We start from the raw sequence: 19,760 nt of genomic DNA, 5'->3' as shown, positions 1-19,760 counted from the left end.
CCCCCAGGGACGCCTCCGCGGGGCCGGAAGAGGGGCCGGAAGAGGTAGCGGAGGAGGTGCCCGCGGCGCAGCCGGACTCCGGGCTGCTGTCCCCGGTGCGCGTGGGCACCGCCGTGGAGGCCGCGGTCGGTGACACCGCCTGGCTGCAGGCGCTGCTGGACGCGGAGGCCGCGCTGGTCAGGGCGCAGGTCCGGTGCGGCACTGTGCCGGCCGCGGCGGCCGAGGCGATCACCGCCGCCGCCCGGGCCGAGCTCTTCGACGTGCGTGAACTGGCCCTGGCTGCCCGCAGTACGGCCAATCCCGTGGTCGGTCTGGTGGCCGCGCTGACCCGGGCAGTCGCCAAGGAGGCGCCCGAGGCTGCCGAGTACGTGCACCGCGGGTCCACCAGCCAGGACATCTTCGACACCGGCGCCATGCTGGTGGCGTCGCGGGCACTGCGCCCGGTGCTGGCCGACCTGCGTGCCACAGCCGGTTCCCTGGCACGGCTTGCGGCCACGCACCGGGACACGGCCATGGCCGGCCGGACGCTCACCCTTCACGCCGTGCCCACCACCTTCGGGCTGAAGGCGGCCGGCTGGCGGCAGCTCGTACTGGACGCGATCGCCCGCCTGGAGCGGGTGGCCGAGCACGGGCTCCCGGTGTCCCTGGGCGGTGCGGCCGGCACGCTGGCCGGCTATCTCCAGTACGCCGCCGGCGCGCCCTCGGGCACCGGGGACGACGCCCCCGACGACGCGCTCGACACCCTGGTCGACGCCTTCGCCGCGGAGACGGGCCTGGCGCGGCCGGTACTGCCCTGGCACGCGCTGCGCACGCCGATCACCGACCTCGGCGCAGCCCTCGCCCACACCGCGGGGGCCCTGGGCAAGATGGCGGCGGATGTCCAGGTCATGTCGCGTACCGAGATCGGCGAGGTCGCCGAGCCCGGCGGGACCGGGCGGGGCGCGTCATCGGCGATGCCGCACAAGCGCAACCCGGTTCTGGCGACGCTCATCCGCTCGGCCGCGGTGCAGGTTCCGGCCCTCAGCTCCGTCCTGACGCACTGCATGGCAGCTGAGGACGAGCGCTCCGCCGGGCAGTGGCACGCCGAGTGGCAGCCGCTGCGCGAGTGCCTCCGGATCACCGGCGGGGCCGCGCATGCGGCCGCCGAGCTGGCCGCGGGACTGACCGTGCACCCGGGGCGGATGCGCGACAACCTCGATGCGACCGCGGGACAGATCGTCTCCGAGCGCGTCTCGGCGTATCTGGCGCCCCGGCTCGGCAAGGTCCCGGCAAAGGAACTGCTCACCGCTGCCGCACAACAGGCACGGCTGACCGGCCGTCCTCTCGGTGCGGTCCTGGCCGGTCTGCCCGAACTGGTCGGAGTTCTGGGCCGGGAGGAACTGGCGGAACTGCTCGATCCGGAGCGGTACACCGGTGTCGCCGGGCCCTTGGTCGACCGGGCTCTGCGGGAGTGAGGTGTCGCCGGCCGGGGTCCACGAAGACCTCACCGGCCTCGGTCGCCCCGCGAGTTCCGGAGTTCCGCGCTCTGTCAGGACCCGGTCCGGCGCCGCTCCGCCGGACTGTGCACGTTCCCGCATTCCATCGCTCCCCAACCGGAGGATTCCATGCCGCCACTGCCGCCCGCCCGTGTCGTCCGCGCCATAGAAGGGGTGCGTTCGGCTCTGCAGGGCCTGACGCGCAAACTCGCACCCCCGCCGTTCGCGCTCCTCGAACTGGTCCAGGGAGCCATGGTCAGCCAGGCCCTCTACGTGGCCGCCGAGCTGCGGGTCGCGGAAACCCTCACCGACGGCCCGCTGCGGCCGGAACAGATCGCGCGGCGGACCGGATCCGACCCCGACACGCTCCACCGGCTGCTGCGGCTGCTGGCGTCCTACGACGTCTTCACCGAGCTGAAGGACGGCCGGTTCAAGCTGACCCCGATGGCACGGGCGCTGATCGAGGGCGCGCCGATGTCCATGCACGGGATCGCGCTGCTGATGGGCCACCCCATCCACTGGGAGGACTGGGGCCGCCTGGCCGACGCGGTGCGCACCGGGGAGCCGAGTCTGCCCAAGCTGCGCGGGATGAGCGCGTTCGAGTTCCTTGAGGCCAACCCCGAGTACGGTGCCGTCTTCATGGGCGGCATGGGCGCGATGTCGGCCACCGAGACCGAACCGCTGCTCGCCGCCTATGACTTCGGGCGGTTCGGCACCGTGGTCGACTTCTGCGGCGGCCGGGGGGATCTGCTGGCCGGCGTGCTGAGGAAAGTTCCCTCGGCGCGCGGCGTCCTCTCCGATCCGCGCGTGGGGATCAACGGCGCGGCCGCCTACCTCCAGGAGCAGGGTGTCTCCGAGCGCTGCTCGATCGCTGACGGCGGCCTGTTCGACCCGGTGCCGCCCGGCGGGGACGCGTACATCCTGAAGCACATCGTGCACGACTGGCCCGAGCCGCAGGTCCTGGAGATCCTCGGGAACGTGCGGGAGGCGATGAATCCGGGCGGCCGGCTGCTCCTGATGGAGATGGTCGTCCCCGACAAGCTCAACAGCCCGCACGCGGGCAAGCTGACCGACCTGTGGCTGATGCTGCTGGTCGGCGGCAAGGAGCGGACGCGCGCCCAGTACGCCGGGCTGCTGGCCCAGGCCGGGTTCGAGCTGGAGCGCGTCGTGCAGACGCCGGCGGCGATCTCTGTCGTCGAGGCGGTCCGGCGCTGACCGCACCGGACGCGCACCGGCCCAGCAGCCTGAAGGCCGCGGGGCCGGTGCGCGTCCGCGCCGCGGGTGCCGTACCCGCCGGCCGCGCGGTGCGTGCCACGCGGACTGTCCGCGTGGCCCCTTGCCGTTGTCAGGATTGCCGCCCTCGTGTGGCCCGCAGGGCCACCTGCCGGACGAGGAGCGACGTCACGAAGGCGAGCCCCGCGGCCACCGAACCCAGCAGGAAAGCGTCCCGAATGCCCTCGGTGACCGCCGCCTCGTACACCGCACGCACCCCCGGAGCCAGCCGGTCCAGGCCCCTCGCGTCCAGCCTGGTCTGGCGCAGGCTCACGGCGCCGCCGGTCCGCTCGGCCATCACCTCACGCACCCGGTCGTTGAACCGGGTGCCCATGAGGGCGACACCGACCGAGTTGCCCAGTGTGCGGAAGAGGGTGATCGCCGCCGCGGCGACCCCCACCTCCTGGAGGTCGACGCTGTTCTGCGCGACGGTCACCACGTTCTGCCCCAGCGAACCCATGCCGGCGCCGAGCAGCGCCATGGACAGCTCGACGGTGAGCCGCGAGGTCGCCGTGTCCACCCGTGCGAGCATCAGGGCGCCCAGCAGCATGGCGGCGGCGCCGCCGATCTGGAGGACCCGGTAGTTGCCGGTGTTCGCGAGGAACCGCCCGGAGAACTGGGAGACAACGACAAGCGAGCCGAGCATCGGCAGCAGCAACAGGCCGGAGCCGGCCGCCGAGGCGCCGTTCACCGCCTGCTGGTACAGCGGCAGATAGAAGACCGCGCCGAACATCACGAAGCCGTTGGTGAAACTCAGCACGGACATCAGTGTGAAGTTGCGGCTGCGGAAGAGCCACGGCGGCAGCACCGGCTCAGTGGCCCGGGACTGGGCGAGGACAAAACCGGCCAGCGCCGTGACGGAGACGGCCGCGAGCACCAGGATCGCTCCGGAGTGCCAGGCATAGTGCACTCCGCCCCAGGTGAGCACCAGGACGAGGGAGGTGATGCAGACGACCAGCAGGAGCGCGCCCACGTAGTCGATGTGGGCCTCTCTGCGCCGGCTCGGCACCCGCACCAGACGGGCGACCAGGGCCAGGGCGAGTGCGCCGAGCGGCAGGTTGATCCAGAACGCCCAGCGCCAGCCGAGACCATCGGTGATGGTGCCGCCGACCAGCGGGCCGACGATCATGGAGAACACCATGACGCTGCTGATCATGCCCTGGTACTTGCCGCGTTCCCGGGGTGGTATCAGCTCGCCGATCACCGCCATCACGCAGACCGCGACCCCGCCGCCGCCGAGCCCCTGGACCGCGCGGGCGGCGATCAACTGCCCCATCGTCTCGGCCAGTCCGCTCAGGGCCGACCCGGTCAGGAAGACCGACATGGCCACGATGAGCCACCGCTTGCGCCCGTACATGTCGCCGAGCCGGCCCCAGACGGGAGTGGAAGCCGCGGCGGCGAGTGTGTAGGAGGTGACTGCCCAGGACAGGTGCTCGACTCCCCCCAGGTCACCGGCGATGGTCGGCATCGACGTCGCGACGATCGTGGTGCCCAGCGAGGAGGGCAGCATCGCGAGCAGCAGCGGAATCAGCGTGAGTCGCACACCGCGCCGCCGGCCTTCGCGCGATGTCTCCTCGGCCTCACCGGTCATCACGCCCATGGGCACCGCCTCCTGTCCGAAATGCCGTGCCCGACAAGCGATGTGGCGCGACGGCCGTCAAGCCCGGCGATCCGGTCCGTTCCCGCGCCGGAACACGACCGGATCGCGGGGCCGTTCAGCCGGTGCCGTTCAGCCGGTGCCGAGTTTGAAGCCGACCCCGCGGACGGTGACGACCCAGCCGCTGCCGCCGAGTTTGCCGCGCAGGCTGCTGACGTGCGTGTCGATGGTGCGGCGCGACCAGGAGTCGCCCCACACCTGTTGCAGGAGCTGCTTGCGCGGGATCACCGCGTCCGGCTGGGCCGCCAGCAGGTACAGCAGGTCGAACTCCTTGCGGGTGAGCGCTATCCGTTCGTCGTCCACGCTGACCTCACGCGAGTCGACATCGATGTGCAGGCGTCCGCGGCGGATGTCCCTCGCCGCCGCGGGCTGCCGGCGGGTGCGCCGCAGCACCGCCTCCATCCGGGCCATCAGCTCGATCAGCCCGTAGGGCTTGGTGACGTAGTCATCGGCGCCCGCGTGCAGTCCGAGCACGCAGTCGAGTTCGGAGCGGCGGGCGGTGACGATGATGATCGGGACCTGGCTGACCGCCCGCAGGGCGCGGCACACCTCCAGGCCGTCGAGGTCGGGCAGGTCGAGATCGAGCAGTACCATCTCGACGTCCTCGTACGCCTGAAGGGCGGCGCTGCCGCGTCCGACGCCGACCGGGTCGTGCCCGTGCCGCCGGAGCTGGGCTGTCAGCGATCCGGCGCGGTCCGCGTCTGCGTCCACCACCAGGATGCGCTGCCCGGCTGATGCGACGGCCTCGGGCACGGCGGGGGGGACGGGGACGCGGGGTTCCAGCAGTGCCTGTGACGGAATCTGAGTCATGCCTTCCCCAGGGAGTGTGCTCTGCTCGCCGCGGTGGTGGCCGGCCCGTTCCCGGCACCGGACCTAGGGATGAGTGACCGCGTCCTCCTCCGCGGCGGTGCGCGAGGCGGTCAGCGGCTGCCCGGGGTTGAGGACCCACGCCGAGTCGTGCCGGGTGAAACCGATGCGCGGGTAGTAGCCGCTCGCGGCGGGCGCCGAGAGCAGGACAATTTTGGCGTCCGGGGCCTGCCGCCGGGTCGCCTCCAGCAGGGCGAGGCCCACCCCGCTTCGCTGGTGGCCGTGCACGACGGCGAGGTCCGACAGGTAGGTGACGTAGGAGAAGTCGGAGAGGCTGCGGGCGATACCGATGAGCGCGCCGTCCGCGTCCCGGGCCACGACGACGAGGTTCGCCTCCCGCACCATGGTGGCCATCCGCTCGCGGTCGCCGGCCGGCCGGCGCTCGCCCAGACCCGAGGAGCGGTAGACCTCCAGCACCTCGTCCAGGCCGAGGTCCCGCCCGTCGACCCGTTCGGTCTTCCAGTCGCGTTCAGTCTTCCCGCTCATCGAGCTTCTCCAATCGCCGGCGTACGACATCGTGGTGTGCCAGGAAGCGCTCGGGCCGCAGTTCCTCCCGCAGCGCGATGCCCTCCTCGGCCAGGGTGTCCGCGAACGGCTTCCCCGTGGTGGCCGTGCGGTTCGCGGCAGCCTGGGCCGAGCGGTATGCCCGCTCCCGCTCGGCTCCCCCGCCCAGCAGGTCGAAGAGAACGGCGGAGCTGTGGACGAGCCCGCCGGTACGGTCGATGGCCGCCCGCATCCGGTCGGGGTGCACCCGCAGCCCGGCCACCAGTTCCGCTGCCTTCACCGCTTGGAAGTGGCCGACCGAGAGGCTGTCGGGCAGGATGACGCGCTCGACGGACTGGTGGGCCAGGTCCCGCTCGTGCCAGAGAGCGACGTTCTCCAGCGCGGCGGTCGCGTAGCCACGCAGCAGCCGCGCCAGTCCGCACAGCCGCTCGCTGGTCGTCGGGTTGCGCTTGTGCGGCATGGCGCTGGACCCCTGGTAGGCCGAGGCCCGCCCTTCCTCCACCTCGGCCACCTCGGTGCGCTGCAACAGCCGCAGCTCCAGGGCGATCTGCTCGACACAGGCCCCCATGGCCGCCACCGCCTGCAGAAGCTGGGCGTGCCGGTCGCGGGCGACGACCTGGCTGGGGGCGGGTTCGACGCCCAGGCCAAGCGCCTGGCACACATGGTCCTCGACGAACGGGTCGATGAGCGCGTAGGTCCCCACCGAGCCGGAGATCGTGCCGACCGCGACGGCATCCCGGGCCGCTGCCAGCCGCCGCAGCGAGCGGTCGACGGCGAAGGCGTGGCCGGCGAGCTTGTGGCCGAAGGTGGTGGGCTCGGCGTGCACCCCGTGGGTGCGCCCGACCATCAGGGTCTCCCAGTGTTCCAGCGCCCTGTCCACGAGCACCCGGCGCAGCCGCCGCCCGGCCGCCGTCAGCAGGTCGGTGGCCCGGGCCAGGGTGTGGCCGAGCGCGGTGTCCACCAGGTCGTAGCTGGTCATGCCGAGATGCACCCAGCGTGCCGAGGAGTCCGGCATGTCCTCGCAGTACGCGGCGAGGAACGAGAGCACTTCGTGGTCGCGCTCCTTCTCGAACTCGGCGACCCGGTCGGGGAGCGGCACCCGCGCCCGGCGGATGTCCCGGAGCGCGTCCTCCGGCACACGTCCGAGGCTCACCTGCGCCTCGGTCGCGAGGATCTCGACGCGCGCCCAGGTGGCGTAGCGTGCCTGGTCGGAGAAGAGATCCGACATCTCGGGCAAGGTGTAACGGGGGATCATGGAACGACCTCGTCTCCGGTTGTCCGTGGGTCTCGAACGGTCGGTGGGTCTCGAACAGTCCGTGGGTCTCGAACAGTCAGTACACCTCGAAGTACTCGCGCTGCTCCCAGTCCGTGCTCCGGTCGCCGTCGGACCCGGTCATGGCGCACCAGTTCTCGAACCGCCGCAGCTCGCTCTCCTTGAGCTTGACCAGGCATGCCTTCAGGGGGGCGCCGAGCAGTCGGTCCGCGCGGCCGGCGCGGAAGGCGTCGAGCGACTCGGCGAGGGACTGCGGCACGAACTCCGGCGCCGGACCGGCGGCCCGTGGGCTCCGGCCGGTGTCCGCCGCCCCGCCGAGTCCCTCCAGGCCCGCGAAGAGCTGCCCGGCGACGGCGAGGTAGGGGTTGGCGCACGGTTCCGCGCTGCGGTTCTCGATGTGCGCGCCGGTGCCGCCACCGACCATGCGGAGCATGGCGCTGCGGTCCTCCGTGCTCCAGTCGACCCGGGTGGGCGCCAGGGTGTGGCGGGGGCCGAGCCGCCGGTAGCCGTTGACCGTGGGCACCGACAGCAGGAACAGTTCCCGGTTCCAGGCCAGCAGCCCGTCGGCGTACGCCTTGGTCTCCGCGGACAGGCCGCCGGCCGGCCCCTCGGCCGAGAAGAGGTTGCGCCCGGTCGCCGTCTCCCGGACGGACTGGTGCAGGTGCCAGCCACTGGGGTCGAAGGAGTCCAGGAACGGCAGCGACATGAAGGAGGCGTGGTGGCCGCGCTGTGCGCACCACCGCTTGGTGACGGTGCGGAACAGCAGCATCGCGTCGGCGGCGTCGAGCGCGGACATGGGGCTGAACGTGCACTCGACCTGACCGGGGCCGGACTCGTGCTCCATCGAGCGCAGCGGCAGCCCGAGTTCGAGCAGGTGCAGCGCCAGCGGGTCGGTGATCGGGGCGACGGAGTCATAGCGGGCATCCAGATTGAACTGGTAGCCCGCGTTGACGGCCGCCGCCCGGGGCGCGTTGCCCTGGAGGCCGAAGCCGTTGCCCGCGTTGCCCGGGGCGGCGTCGAGCAGGCGGGTGAGGTACCACTCGACCTCCAGCCCGATCACGGGCGCGTAGCCGCGGCCGGCGTACTCGGCTTCGAGCCGGCGCAGCACGGCCCGCGAGGACAGCGGGTGCGCTGTGCCGTCGCGCAGGTACTCGTCACCCATCACCCAGGCGGTGCGCGGCTGGGTGCCGGGCAGGACCTGGAAGGTGAGCGGATCGGGCACCAGGATGAAGTTGCCCGCGCCGGCGATCTCCTCCACGCCTATGCCGGGCTCGCCGAGGAAGTCGACCGCGATGGCGTGGCCGGTGTCGAACACGAAGGGCCCGGGGCTGAAGTTCATGCCGTTGCGCAGCACCGAGCGGAACGCGTCCGCGGTGAGCGTCTTGGAGCGGGCCAGCCCGTGCGGGTCAGGGAAGACGAGTCGTACGAGGTCGGTCTCTCCGAGACCGGCCTCGATCCGCTCGGCGACGGCGGACTGCTCATCGCTCCACAGTCCGTGCTCGGAGACGAACGAGGGACTTCCGACGCTGTCCTCGGCGGCGACGGGGCGCCATGACCGGGTGTACACGGCTCACAGGGTCCTTTCCGTGGTGGCGACCAGCTCGTGCGGTGCGCGGGGCGGGGGCAGCTGCCCCAGTTCCGCTTCCAGGCGGTGGGCCGCCGTCAGGACCAGCTCGTCGGCCCCGACGGCGCCGACAAGTTGCACTCCGACCGGCAGCCCGGAGGAGGTCAGCCCGGCCGGCAGGGTGACCGCAGGCTGACCGGTCAGGTTGAAGGGGTAGGTGGCGGGCGACCACGCCAGCCAGAGCAGGTCCCGGGGATCGGCCGCCCAGTCCGGCCCGATGGCCCGCACGTCGAACGGCTCGACGGGAACGGTGGCCATGGCCAGCAGCCCGTACCGGGCCATGACCGAGCGCAGCCTCGCCCGCGCTTCCTGGCGCACCTCCTCGGCGCGCATCACCGCGGTACCGGTGAGCAGGCGCCCGTAACGGACGACCTCCAGCCGGCCCGGGTCGCACAGCTCCTCGTCCTCCGGCGCTGTCCCGGCCGCCTCGGAAGCGGCCAGGATGTCGACCAGGGCCGGGTACAGGTTCGCGCACCGCACCTCCACCGGCTCGACGCGGTGGCCCAGGGCGGCCAGGGCGGACTTCGCCCGCTCCGTGACCCGGCGGACCTCCTCGCTGGTGCCTTCCCACTCGACCCAGCCGATGCGCCGGGAGCCGGTCTCGGGGGCCGCTTCGATCGAACCGAGCCCGGAGTCGGGGTCGGCCGGGTGGGGGCCGCGGACAGCGGCGGCCAGGGCGGCGGCCTCGGCCACGCCGCGGGCCAGCGTGCCCTGGTGGGCCAGCCGGTCCGCGCAACCGGGGACGTACGGGATGAGTCCGTACGACGGCTTGTAACCGACCACGCCGCAGAAGGCCGCAGGGATCCGCACCGAGCCGGCCCCGTCGGTGCCCAGGGCGCCGTCGCCGAGTCCCGTCGCCACCGCCGCGGCGGCCCCGCCGCTGGAGCCTCCGGCGGTGCGCGCGGGGTCATAGGGGTTGCTGGTGGGCGGTGCGACGCGGCTCACCGTGGAGGCGCTCCAGCCGTACTCGGAAGTGGCGGTCTTGCCGACGACCACGGCGCCGGCCCTCCGCAGCCGGGCGACGGCCGGGGCGTCCGCGCGCTCCCGCCGGTTCTCCAGCAGCGAGCCGCGGGCGGTCGGCAGGTCGCGGGTCTGCAGCAGATCCTTCACCGAGACCGTGACGCCCAGCAGCGGGGCCCCGTGCCAGGCGTGTCTTCCTCGCTCACGGATGCGCCGGTCGGCCTCCTCGGCCGCCCGCAGCGCCTCGTCGCCCGCGACCGCGACGAACGCGCCCCGGCTGTCGGCCTGGATGGCGGTCAACATGGACTGGACGTGCTCGACGACGCTGGTCTCGCCCTGGCGCAGACGTTCCCTGAGGGCGCCGAAGCCCTGGGCCGTCATCGGACGGTACCCGCGGGACCGGACAGGACCGCGTCGCCGCTGTCCGCGTCATCGGCCGTGTCCGCCGGGTCCGGGCCGGCTGTGGCGCCCGCGTCGTCACCGGCGATCTTCCGCCAGTGCCATTCGGCGTCGAACGCCGTGACCTCCAACGGCACCCCATCCGCGGCGAGTCGGGCGGCCAGGCCGGTCATCCGGGCAAGGAACGCGGACACCCGGTGGGCCACCAGCAGATCCTGTTCGTCGAACGGGGTGCCCGCGCAGCGCAGCAGCCGCAGGTCCACGAAGCCGTTGAAGACGCGCCCCGCCACCTCGACGGCTTGCGGCGAACGGATGGAGAACCGGACCTTGTTGGTGACGTGGCCGTGGTGGTGCTGGTCGGAGAAGAACGCGATGTCGGGGATGGTGGGCGGCACGAAGTGGTCCCGGGCCGTCACGGCCGGGTCCCGGGGCAGATTGCCGGGCACGAAGTGCCAGGAGTTGTACTGCATGCGGGACGACATCGCCCAGGCCGCGTCGGCGAGCGTCGCGGCCGAGCCGCCGAAGTGGGCGCGTGCCTCCGGCCTTGGCACCACACAGCAGAAGTAGCGGGTGATGTCCCAGTCGCAGATCTCCGCCCAGCGCTCCGCCCTCATCCGGTCGATGAGTTCCGGCAGCGAGCGCATCCCGCGGCTCATGGCGAAGTCGGCGCGGAACACCTCGGCGCAGGCCGCCACGGTCTCGTACACCAGCGACTCCAGGCCGGTGGCGTACTCCCCGTGCGGCTCGGCCAGCCACTGCGGCCGCGCCGCGGCGCCGGGGCCCAGTTCGGCCAGGGTGGCACCTGCCAACGGCAGGCGCCCGGCCAGCCGCGCCGCGATCTCCGCGTCCCGGGCCCGTACCTCGTCGGTCTCGGCGGCCACGCGTTCGATCTTGTGCATCAGGGCGCCGTGGATCTCGCGGTAGAGCTGGGCCGCTCCGGCCACCTGCCGGCGGCGTGCGCCCAGCGCCTCGGCGAGTTCCTTCACGTCCGCCATGCGGTGCGACCCGGCAGGGGCGATCGCCTCGCCGCCGGGGACGGCGTTGTAGGCCCGCCGCACGCGCTCCAGCATGACGGCGACATGGTCCATGCTGAGCTGGGTGCCGTTGGCCTCCTCGACCCGGCCGAAGCCGGCCGACCGGATGAGCAGGGTCAGGGCGATCAGCATCTGCACGTCGCTGTCCGACCACAGGTCCAGCGGCAGCCCCAGGAGGCCACTGAGCACGCAGTCGGGGTGTCCCGGCCACAGGGTCTTGCCCGTGATGGTGTTCTGGTCGCGGAAGTTCGTGTACTGCCGGTCCTCCTGGTAGAGCACGAACGGGGCGGTGCGCAGGGCTGCCTCTTTCACCTGCTCGACCAGCTCGTCGCGGCCCTTCCCGCCCTGCTGTTCCAGCCATTGGCGGCAGTCGGCGAGAGACCGGGCGGTCCGGGCAGCGGCCCGGCCCATCTGGTCGTGGTAGGCGCGGGCGGCCCGCCGCGACCACGGCACCCGCAGCACCCCGCCGACCAGTTCTGTCCGGTCGAGCGGCCCCTGCGAGGGGGCACGCAGGACGATCCGGCCGGTGGTGGCCAGCCCCAGCTCACCGAGGAAGACGGGCTCGCCGTCATGGGCCGGATCGGCGGCCGGATCCTCGGACGAGGACACCGTCCCGGCGCCCTCCGTGGGGGCCGTCGCCCGCCAGGTCACCCCCCACAGAGCCATGAACGCGGCCTCGTCCGACGTGCTCAGCGCCCGCAGTTGGACGTCCGGGGGCACGTGCCCGTCCAGGCCGAGCAGGATGTCCACGGCCTCCCGCAGGTCCCCGGCCGCCCGCGCCCGCTCCCAGACGCGGCCGAGCAGTCCGGGGAAACCCGCACCGGGGTCGCGCCGGCGGTCCGGTCCCTGGGTGGTTCCCGCGGGTGTTCCCAGCCTGGTGGGGCGGCGGCTGATCCGCTTCCTGGCGTTGACCGCGCGACGGTTCTCACGCTCCGCCGACCCGGTCACGGGGTCCCCGCGGGGAACTCGACGAGGTTCCACAGGCTGTCGTCGGACGGGCTCCAGTCCTCGTCGACGTAGATGCAGTCAACCGGGCACTCCAGCACGCAGGCGGGGCAGCCCGAGCACAGCTCGGGGATGATCACGACGTCCAGGCCGCGGTCGACGATTGCGCCGAACTCCTCGGGACAGCCGCGCAGGCAACTGTCGCAGGTGATGCACTCGGTGGTCTCGATACGGCGCGGTGGCTTCCGCCAGTTGCTGCTGCGGGTCCGCGCGGCGATCCGCTCGGCACGGGCGGACCGGTCCGCCGGCGGTGCGTTCTCTCTCACGGGCGCTCACCCTCCGGGTCACTTCTTCACGTCCGTCACTGATGTCCACACATGCTTGCGGTGCCCTCTGGACCACCCGCTGAGCTTCGGTGGTGGCGGACTCGACCGGCATGTTCAACCGCCCGCGGACCCGGTTGAACAGCCCGGACGGACGGCTACCGTCCTCCCTGGCGACAAGCGGTGACCCGACCACGAACAGGAGCACCCACGATGCCTCCCACACCGGCGCCCAAGCTGATGATGTTCCTGGCGTTCAGGAGCGACGCCGAGGAAGCCCTGGAGTTCTACACCTCGCTGTTCGAGAACTCGGAGGTGCACCGGGTCGTCCGGGCACGCGCCGGGGAAACGGGGTGGGAGGAGGGAACCCTGCAGCACGCGCTCTTCACACTCGACGGGCAGACGTTCATGTGCACGAACATGCCGCCGCCCGGAGCCAAGGGATACGAGCTGGCGGCGTGGGACGCGTACGCCTTCTCACCGGCGACGGCGATCTACGTGCAGTGCGGGACGGCGGAGGAGTTCGACCGGTTCTACGCGTCCCTGTCCGAGAAGGGCGAGGTCATCATGCCGGCGGACAGCTACGAGTTCAGTGCCAGGTTCGCGTGGGTGACCGACCGGTTCGGGGTCTCCTGGCGCATCAACCTCGCCCCGTCCCGCCGCGCGCGCAGGGACTGACCGCGGGCCGGGCCGGCCCGCGGGGGCCGGTCCACCGGCTCCACGGGTCGGGCCCGGTCCACCGCCCGGTGGGCCGGGCCCGGCCCGTGGAGGTCTGTCAGCCCCAGTCGCCGGCCACCTGCTGGGTGGTGACGTTCAGGCGGTTGAAGAAGTTGGTCAGCGCGACCATCAGCACCAGCGCGGCCAGGCCCTTCTCGTCGAAGTGGGCGGCGGCCACGTCCCAGACCTCGTCCGGCACCTGGTCGCTGCGGTCGGACAGCCTGGTGGCGTGCTCGGCCAGCGCCAGCGCGGCGCGCTCGGCATCGGTGAAGTACGGCGTCTCGCGCCAGGCGGCGACCGCGAACAGCCGTTCCTCGCTCTCGCCGCCCTTGCGGGCGCCGCGGGAGCCGGAGTCCACGCACGAGCTGCAACCGTTGATCTGGCTTGCGCGCAGGTGAACCAGGTCGAGGGTCGTCTTCGGGACGCCGCCGGCGTAGATGGCCTTGTACATGTCCTGAATGGGCTGCGTGGCGTTGAGGATCATCGCCGGGTTGGTGAGGCGCGCTTCCATATGCATCCCTTTCCACGGGAATCCAGGACGCACGCTGGTCGGCATGCGTCACTTCTACGACGACCGGCAGCGGGCGAGTGTGACAGCGGCGGCCCGGGCGCCGACGCGAAGGCCGATCAGCGCGGACCCGTCACACGCGGACGGTCGCGTTCGTCACAGCTGTGGGGGCTCGTGGGGCGAAGATGTACCAGGCGGCCAAGCATCGGCGAACAGCGAAGGGAACCACGGTGTCCATGGACGAGAACGACCTGCTCGCACGGGCCTTCGAGGAGAAGCGCCCACGGCTGCACGCCGTGGCTCACCGCATGCTGGGCTCCACCGACGAGGCCGAGGACGCGGTGCAGGAGGCGTGGATCCGGCTGCACCGCAGCGATACAGAGTCGGTGGAGAACCTCGACGGCTGGCTCACCACCGTCGTCGGCCGCGTCTGCCTGGACCTGCTGCGTGCCCGCAGCCGCCGCGAGGAGTTCTTCGAGGAGCATACCGAAGCGTCGGCGCCCGTCCCCACCGAAGAGAACGCGGACCCCGAGCAGGAGGCCATGCTGGCCGACTCGGTCGGCCTGGCGCTCTCGGTGGTCCTCGACACCCTCGAACCGGACGAGCGGCTCGCCTTCGTGCTGCACGACATGTTCGCCGTGCCGTTCGCCGACATCGCCCAGGTCATCGGCCGCAGCCCGGGTGCCACCCGCCAGCTGGCCAGCCGCGCCCGGCGGCGCGTCCACGGCACCTCTCCGATGCCCGACCTGCGCCGGCAGCACGAGATCGTGGATGCCTTCCTCACCGCCGCGCGCAACGGCGAGTTCGACCGTCTGCTGACCCTGCTCGCCCCCGACGTCACCATGCACGCCGACGACACCGCCGTCCGCATCGGCGCCGCTCCGATGACCCATGGCGCCCGCGGCGTGGCGGGCATCTTCTCCGGCGGCGCCGAGGCCGCCCGCGTCGCGCTCATCGACACCTCCGTGGGAGCGGTGTGGCAGGCGAGGAAGAAGGTGATCGTGGCCTTCGACTTCACGATCCGTGACGGCATCATCACCGCCATCGATCTGGTGGGCGACCCCGACCGGCTGCGGGAACTCGACATCGTGGTGCTGGGCAACTGAGGCCGGCCGTCACCGCGCCGGGCCGCCGGGTGCGAGGGCGTTCTGGACCAGGCACTCCTCCAGGAAGCCGAGGGCCCGCAGGTGGTAGGCACGGGCCGCCCAGCCGAGGCTGAGGTTGTGGCCCGCGTCCGGCTGGCGGTCGAGCAGCACCCGCGGGGACATGGCGAAACAGGCCGCGAGTTCTGCCAGGTCCGCGTCCCGGTGGCGCCAGAGCGCCTCGTGTTCCGCGAAGGTGAACCGCACCGGTACCCGCACCCGTGGCGCCAGCCGTGCGAAGGACTCGGGCCAGTGGGTGAGTTCGGCCGCCTCCCGGGCGGGCACGGGGGCGACCATGTCCGCGCCGGCCCGGAAGGTGCCCTGCGGGTACAGCCGCAGCGGCCCCCAGTGCTGTCGCCGGCCACCGGGGCCTGCCAACGGCGAGCTGTCCCCGTCAGCCGCGTACCGCCGGCCGCAGCCTGAGACGTCCACGCCGAGCAGATGGTCGCCCTGCTCGGCGCGCGCGGCCCAGCACAGGGCCGGCTTGCCGCCGAAGGAGTGGCCCAGCAGGAAGACACCGGCACCCGCGGGGTGACGGCGGGCATAGCCGGCCACGGCGGCACGCAGCACCGTGGTCTGCTCCTCCACCCCCATCCCCTCGGGCAGCGCCTCGGCCGACCGGCCGTAGCCGGGCCGGTCCACGGCGAGCACCGCGAAGCCGAGACGTGCCCCGAGCCGCAGCAGTGACAGGCCGGGCCACGCCCGCGCGTCGAAGTACCTCGCGGTCATGCCACCCCCGTGCACCGCCACGACCAGGGCCCTGGGGGCGGCGCCGCCGGGCGGCTCGCTCAGCAGCGCGGACAGGGCGACCCCGGCGCCCTCCAGCAGGACATCGCGGACCTCCTCGGCGGGCGGCGCCCCGACGGCCGCTTCCACTACGCGGCTCGCCCGTCGCCGAACCACCGGCCGAGGGCGTCGGTGAGCCCGCCGGGCGAGCCCTCGCCGGTCCACGCCACGTGGCCGTCCGGGCGGACGAGCACCGCCGCCAGGCCGGCCAGCGGATCGGTGGTGCCTTCGACCGGCTCGGCGGCGGCCGTCACCACGTCGACGCGGTCGCACCAGGGGCCGGCGGTGGCGCGCAGCGCGGCGCTGTCGGCCAGGTCGAACAGGACACCCCGTCCGGGGTGCAGGGGGCGGAAGGTGTCGCTCTCGTCGCCGGCCCCGCTGATCGGCCGCTTGGGGAGCCGGCGCCCGAGCAGGGGGTGCGCTCCGGTGTCCGCCTGCGCCCCGGTGCCGCCGAGGTCGTAGCGGATGTCGAGATGGCTGACGATGCCCGCGAGATGCCGCTTGACCACGTCGTGCCCGATGAGTTCGGCGAACAGCGCGCGCAGCGAATCCGACTGCTCGCCGCCGAGGAACACGATCCCCTGCGCGTGTGTGTTCATCATCAGCCGCTGCCCGACCGCGTGCCGCTCGTCGTGGTACGTGTCGAGCAGGCCCGCCGGGGCGGTGCCGCGCACCGTTGCGGCGAGCTTCCAGCCCAGGTTGACCGCGTCCTGCACGCCGGTGCTCAACCCCTGGCCGCCGGCCGGGAGGTGGACGTGCGCGGCGTCCCCCGCCAGCAGCACCCGGCCGCGCCGGTACTCCCCGACCAGGCGGCTGGCGTCGCTGAAGGAGCTGACCCACTCGGCGCCGCCGCCGCTGATGTCCTCGCCGGTGATGCGCTGCCAGGCCGCCGCGACCTCGGCGAAGGTGATGTCGTCGTTCCGCTCGCGGGCCGGGGTCCCGTGCGGGCAGACGATGATCCGGTCGACGCCCTCCTTCAGCGGGGCGGCCATCACCATGCCGTGCGGGAGGCGTTCGCCCAGGAACCGGGGCTTGAGCCCGCAACCCAGAACATCGGCCAGGTACATGGCGCGGGTGGCGGGCAGTCCGGGGAAGTCGAAGCCGGCCGCCTTGCGGACGCGGCTCTGTCCCCCGTCGCAGCCCACGAGGTAGGAGGAGCGCAACCGCCGGGTGCCCTCGGGTGTCTCCACGACGGCCTCGACGGAGTCGCCGTCGAGGAAGCCCTCCGACAGCTCCACCACCTCCCAGCCGCGCCGGATGTCCGCGCCGAGCTTGCCGGCCCACTCCTCCAGCACGGCCTCGGTCTCGTTCTGCGGTATGCCGCGGGCTCCGAAGTGGGCGTCCTCCAGGACGGTGTAGTCGAACTGCAGCCCGCCGAAATGGCCCACCGGGCTGGTCTCCAGGCTCTCGCCCTGCCCGAATCCCGGCAGGAGCCCGCGCTGGTCGAACACCTCCATGGCGCGGGCGGTGAAGCCGAGTCCCCGCGACTGGCCGGTCGGCCGGGCCAGCTTCTCGATCACGGTGACGCGGGCGCCACCCAGGAGCAGTTCGCCCGCGAGCATCAGCCCCGTCGGTCCGGCGCCGACCACGACGACATCGGTGTCCACTACGGACTGTGCCATGGCTGTCCTCCCTCGTCTCACTCTGGTCTGAATGGTTCGTTCGCGTCACAGGGTCGACACCCGGCCGGCCGTCGGCCGGTGGGGAGGGCGGGCGCCCCGGTCTGCGGGGCGCGCGTGAGCAGCGTGCGGGTCAGCGGGGTGCGCCGAACCAGCGTCCGAGTACGGCCGTAAGCCCCTCGCCGGCGCGATCCGCTCCGGATCCGGTGTCGGCGGCTGCCCCGGTGCCCGGGTCCGCTCCGGCCGCCCACACGACATGGCCGTCCGGTCGCACCGCCACTGCCGCCACCCCGTCCAGTTCGCCCGCGTCGGCGCCCGGCTCCGGACGCGCCGCGACCAGGTCGACGCGATCGGCCCACCGTCCGCCCGCGGCCGGCGGCCGTCCGTCCAGGCCGAGCAGCAGCCCGCGCCCGGACCTGAGGAGTTCGAAGGTGGTGCGGGGGCAGCCGCCGACCAGCAGCCGGGCGTACGGCAGCCGCGCGCCGACCAGCGGATGGCCGCTGCCGCAGGTGCTGTAGCGGATGTCGAGACCACTGATCATTCCGGCGAGCCGGGCACGCACCGGCTCGCCGGCGATGAGTTCGGCCAGGACCGAGCGCAGGGGCTCCACCTCGGGGCCGCCGAGCAGCAGCGCCACCTGGGCCCGGATGTTCGCGAGCACGGCGGCGCCCACGGCACGGCGCTCCTCGTGGTAGGTGTCGAGCAGCCCCTCGGGGGCGTGCCCCTGGACCTCGGCCGCGAGCTTCCAGCCCAGGTTGAAGGCGTCCTGCAGGCCGAGGTTGAGCGCCTGGCCGCCGGTGGGCATCTGCCGGTGCGCGGCGTCGCCGGCGTACAGCACCCGGCCGTGCCGGTACTGCGCCAGCAGCCGGTTGGCGTCGTCGAAGTGGTTCACCCACAGCGGCTTCCCGCCGTCGATGTCCTCGCCGGTGACCCGCTGCCAGGCGGCGGCGACCTCCTCGTACCGCACCGGGCCGGTGCGCTCCCGCGCGGCGCTGCCGAACTCGTGCACCATCACCCGGGTCACCCCGTCCGCCCGGCGGGCCGCGATGGCAAGGCCGCGTGGCAGCCGCTGGAAACGCCGGTCGGGGATGTCGATGCCGTCGACGTCGGCGCGCAGCAGCTCCCGGACGGCCGGCCGGCCGGGAAAGTCCGCCCCGGTCAGCCGGCGCACTGTGGAGTCCTGGCCGTCGCAGGCGACGAGGTGGCTGCCGCGCAGCCGGACCGGGCGCCCGTCACGGCCGACGGCCTCCACCTCGACGGCTTCCGGGTGCTGGCTCAGGTCGAGGAGCCGCAGCCGGTGGCCGCAGCGGATGTCCGCGCCCAGCGACAGCGCCCACTCCTCAAGCACTGACTCGGTCTTGGTCTGCGGCACCTTCCACTGGCCTGGATAGGCCCCGGGCAGCGTGAGGTTCAGCGGTACGCCGCCGAAGTGGCCGCGCGGCTCGTTCGGCGGGGTGCCGAGGTCCGGCAGCAGACCGCGGCTGTCGAGGATCTCCATGGTGCGGGCGTGCAGCGTGGAGGCACGCGACTCGGCGGTGGGCCGGTGGCGCTGCTCGACCACGGACACCTGGACGCCGCGCAGGCACAGCTCGGCCGCGAGCATGAGTCCCACAGGCCCGGCACCGACGATGATGACCTGGGTCTCCATCACGCCGGCGGGGCCGGTTCCGGGTCGCTGGGCGGGGCCCGTGTGCTGGGCTGCCATGTCAGCTCTTCCGCTCCGCGTAGTCCTTGGCGTGGCCCAGCGTGGCGCGGCTGTTGGTGCTCAGCGCCCCATGCACATAGGCCCGGGCGTCCGCGACGGTGGCTTGCTCACCCAGGACCGCGGCGATGTTGTCGGTGTTGAGGGAGACCGTGTGCTGCGAGCCGGCCTCGGTGGTGCCCCGGCCGGTCTCGGTGAACGTCCACACGCCGGTGTGCAGGGTCATCAGGGCAGGCAGCGTGACCTGCTTGTACGCGATCTTGTCCGGCTCGAAGGCGACCCGGTAGGACTTGGTGGTGTGCACCGAGCCGTCCTTGGCGCGGGTGTCCATCTCCAGGGTCTGCAGCCCCGGCGACGGCTCGGTGAAGCGCACGGTGGCCACGTGCGGCAGCCGTTCGGGCCACCGGCCGGCCTCGTTGACGAAGTCGAAGACGTCCTTGGCGGCGCCGTTGACCTCCACGGTGTCGGTGAACGAGAAGACCAGGTCCTGCGACTCGGCGGCGTGGACGCGCTCGACGTTCTCCTTCAGGGCGGCCAGCTCCGCGGTGCTGTTGGTGTCCACGGCCCGGTCGATCCACTGGAGGTCCCGCGGGTCGTCGCCGACGGCCCGGTAGTCGTGCAGCAGCCGGACCCGCGACGTCTCCTCGCCGAGGGACTCGACGATCCAGGTGCCGCCCATCGCGGCGACCGGCGGGGTGCTGACCTCCTGCCGGAAGGCGATGCGCAGAGCTTGATGGTCCAGCGTGCGGCGTGACGTCCAGTTCTTGGCCTCGCCGTTCGCCGTGGCCCAGATGCGGATGCGCTCCTGGTGGGCGCCGGTGTCCTCCTGCTCGACATGGATGGTGGGCGGGAAGATCTGCGGCCAGTGGCTCACGTCCGCCAGCAGCCGGTAGATGGTGGTGGCGGGCGCGGCGATGGTGATCGCGTGCTCGACCTGACGCGTCGTCATGGGC

The 19,760-nt window shown here is 72.8% G+C and carries 17 protein-coding genes; 4 read left to right on the top strand and 13 right to left on the bottom strand.

What is annotated here, in order from left to right; all coding sequences use genetic code 11:
- Window positions 1-56 precede the first annotated feature (56 nt).
- Together pcaB and OG552_RS25025 are read left to right on the top strand one after the other, a co-directional pair.
- Window positions 57-1,454: a 3-carboxy-cis,cis-muconate cycloisomerase gene (pcaB, locus tag OG552_RS25030; RefSeq protein ID WP_329141096.1), complete on the top strand. Its 1,398-nt coding sequence runs from the start codon at window positions 57-59 to the stop codon at window positions 1,452-1,454.
- Between the two features lie 150 nt (window positions 1,455-1,604).
- Window positions 1,605-2,690, top strand: coding sequence for a methyltransferase (locus tag OG552_RS25025; protein WP_329136563.1), 1,086 nt, complete (start codon window positions 1,605-1,607; stop codon window positions 2,688-2,690).
- A gap of 130 nt (window positions 2,691-2,820) precedes the next feature.
- On the opposite strand, the gene OG552_RS25020 is transcribed toward OG552_RS25025, so the two are convergent.
- From OG552_RS25020 to OG552_RS24985, 8 genes are all read right to left on the bottom strand, one after another.
- Window positions 2,821-4,347: an MDR family MFS transporter gene (locus OG552_RS25020; protein ID WP_329136561.1), complete on the bottom strand. Its 1,527-nt coding sequence runs from the start codon at window positions 4,345-4,347 to the stop codon at window positions 2,821-2,823.
- Window positions 4,348-4,476: 129 nt separating this feature from the next.
- Window positions 4,477-5,214: a response regulator transcription factor gene (locus OG552_RS25015; protein WP_329136559.1), complete on the bottom strand. Its 738-nt coding sequence runs from the start codon at window positions 5,212-5,214 to the stop codon at window positions 4,477-4,479.
- 63 nt (window positions 5,215-5,277) lie between these two features.
- The gene (locus OG552_RS25010; protein WP_329136557.1) at window positions 5,278-5,757 is read right to left on the bottom strand and encodes a GNAT family N-acetyltransferase; all 480 of its coding nucleotides are present in this window, start codon (window positions 5,755-5,757) and stop codon (window positions 5,278-5,280) included.
- Window positions 5,741-7,030 (bottom strand): adenylosuccinate lyase, encoded by a 1,290-nt coding sequence (gene purB, locus OG552_RS25005; protein WP_329136555.1) that lies wholly within the window; start codon window positions 7,028-7,030, stop codon window positions 5,741-5,743. Before purB ends, OG552_RS25010 begins: the two co-directional genes overlap by 17 nt.
- A gap of 76 nt (window positions 7,031-7,106) precedes the next feature.
- Complete coding sequence (locus OG552_RS25000; protein WP_329136553.1) at window positions 7,107-8,615, bottom strand: glutamine synthetase family protein; 1,509 nt, start codon at window positions 8,613-8,615, stop codon at window positions 7,107-7,109.
- Window positions 8,616-8,618: 3 nt separating this feature from the next.
- On the bottom strand, window positions 8,619-10,013 hold the full coding sequence (locus OG552_RS24995; RefSeq protein WP_329136551.1) for an amidase: 1,395 nt from the start codon (window positions 10,011-10,013) through the stop codon (window positions 8,619-8,621).
- Window positions 10,010-12,013, bottom strand: coding sequence for a hypothetical protein (locus OG552_RS24990; protein ID WP_329136549.1), 2,004 nt, complete (start codon window positions 12,011-12,013; stop codon window positions 10,010-10,012). Before OG552_RS24990 ends, OG552_RS24995 begins: the two co-directional genes overlap by 4 nt.
- Window positions 12,010-12,336, bottom strand: a complete 327-nt coding sequence (locus OG552_RS24985; protein WP_329136547.1) for a 4Fe-4S dicluster domain-containing protein — start codon at window positions 12,334-12,336, stop codon at window positions 12,010-12,012. Before OG552_RS24985 ends, OG552_RS24990 begins: the two co-directional genes overlap by 4 nt.
- Window positions 12,337-12,546: 210 nt before the next feature.
- Here OG552_RS24985 and OG552_RS24980 point away from each other — a divergent pair, with 210 nt between their 5' ends.
- Entirely contained in the window at window positions 12,547-13,011 is a 465-nt protein-coding gene (locus tag OG552_RS24980; protein WP_329136545.1) for a VOC family protein, read from the top strand.
- A 97-nt stretch (window positions 13,012-13,108) separates the two neighbouring features.
- On the opposite strand, the gene OG552_RS24975 is transcribed toward OG552_RS24980, so the two are convergent.
- On the bottom strand, window positions 13,109-13,561 hold the full coding sequence (locus tag OG552_RS24975; protein ID WP_329136543.1) for a carboxymuconolactone decarboxylase family protein: 453 nt from the start codon (window positions 13,559-13,561) through the stop codon (window positions 13,109-13,111).
- 233 nt (window positions 13,562-13,794) lie between these two features.
- Here OG552_RS24975 and OG552_RS24970 point away from each other — a divergent pair, with 233 nt between their 5' ends.
- Window positions 13,795-14,664 (top strand): sigma-70 family RNA polymerase sigma factor, encoded by an 870-nt coding sequence (locus OG552_RS24970; RefSeq protein ID WP_329136541.1) that lies wholly within the window; start codon window positions 13,795-13,797, stop codon window positions 14,662-14,664.
- Window positions 14,665-14,673: 9 nt separating this feature from the next.
- On the opposite strand, the gene OG552_RS24965 is transcribed toward OG552_RS24970, so the two are convergent.
- The 4 genes from OG552_RS24965 to OG552_RS24950 form a co-directional block, all read right to left on the bottom strand.
- Complete coding sequence (locus OG552_RS24965) at window positions 14,674-15,576, bottom strand: alpha/beta hydrolase (protein ID WP_329136540.1); 903 nt, start codon at window positions 15,574-15,576, stop codon at window positions 14,674-14,676.
- Window positions 15,576-17,108, bottom strand: a complete 1,533-nt coding sequence (locus OG552_RS24960; protein ID WP_329136537.1) for an FAD-dependent monooxygenase — start codon at window positions 17,106-17,108, stop codon at window positions 15,576-15,578. Before OG552_RS24960 ends, OG552_RS24965 begins: the two co-directional genes overlap by 1 nt.
- 130 nt (window positions 17,109-17,238) lie before the next feature.
- Window positions 17,239-18,810 carry an FAD-dependent monooxygenase gene (locus tag OG552_RS24955; RefSeq protein WP_329136535.1) on the bottom strand — a complete coding sequence of 524 codons (1,572 nt, stop codon included), beginning with the start codon at window positions 18,808-18,810 and terminating at the stop codon, window positions 17,239-17,241.
- A 1-nt stretch (window position 18,811) separates the two neighbouring features.
- A complete protein-coding gene (locus tag OG552_RS24950) occupies window positions 18,812-19,756 on the bottom strand; it encodes an aromatase/cyclase (RefSeq protein ID WP_329136533.1) in 945 nt (314 codons plus the stop codon).
- Window positions 19,757-19,760: the final 4 nt, after the last annotated feature.

The sequence above is a fragment of the Streptomyces sp. NBC_01476 genome (assembly GCF_036227265.1).
Taxonomy (GTDB): Bacteria; Actinomycetota; Actinomycetes; order Streptomycetales; family Streptomycetaceae; genus Actinacidiphila.
The sequence above is the reverse complement of the archived record's forward strand: the minus strand, read 5'-3'. Positions and strand labels throughout refer to the sequence as shown.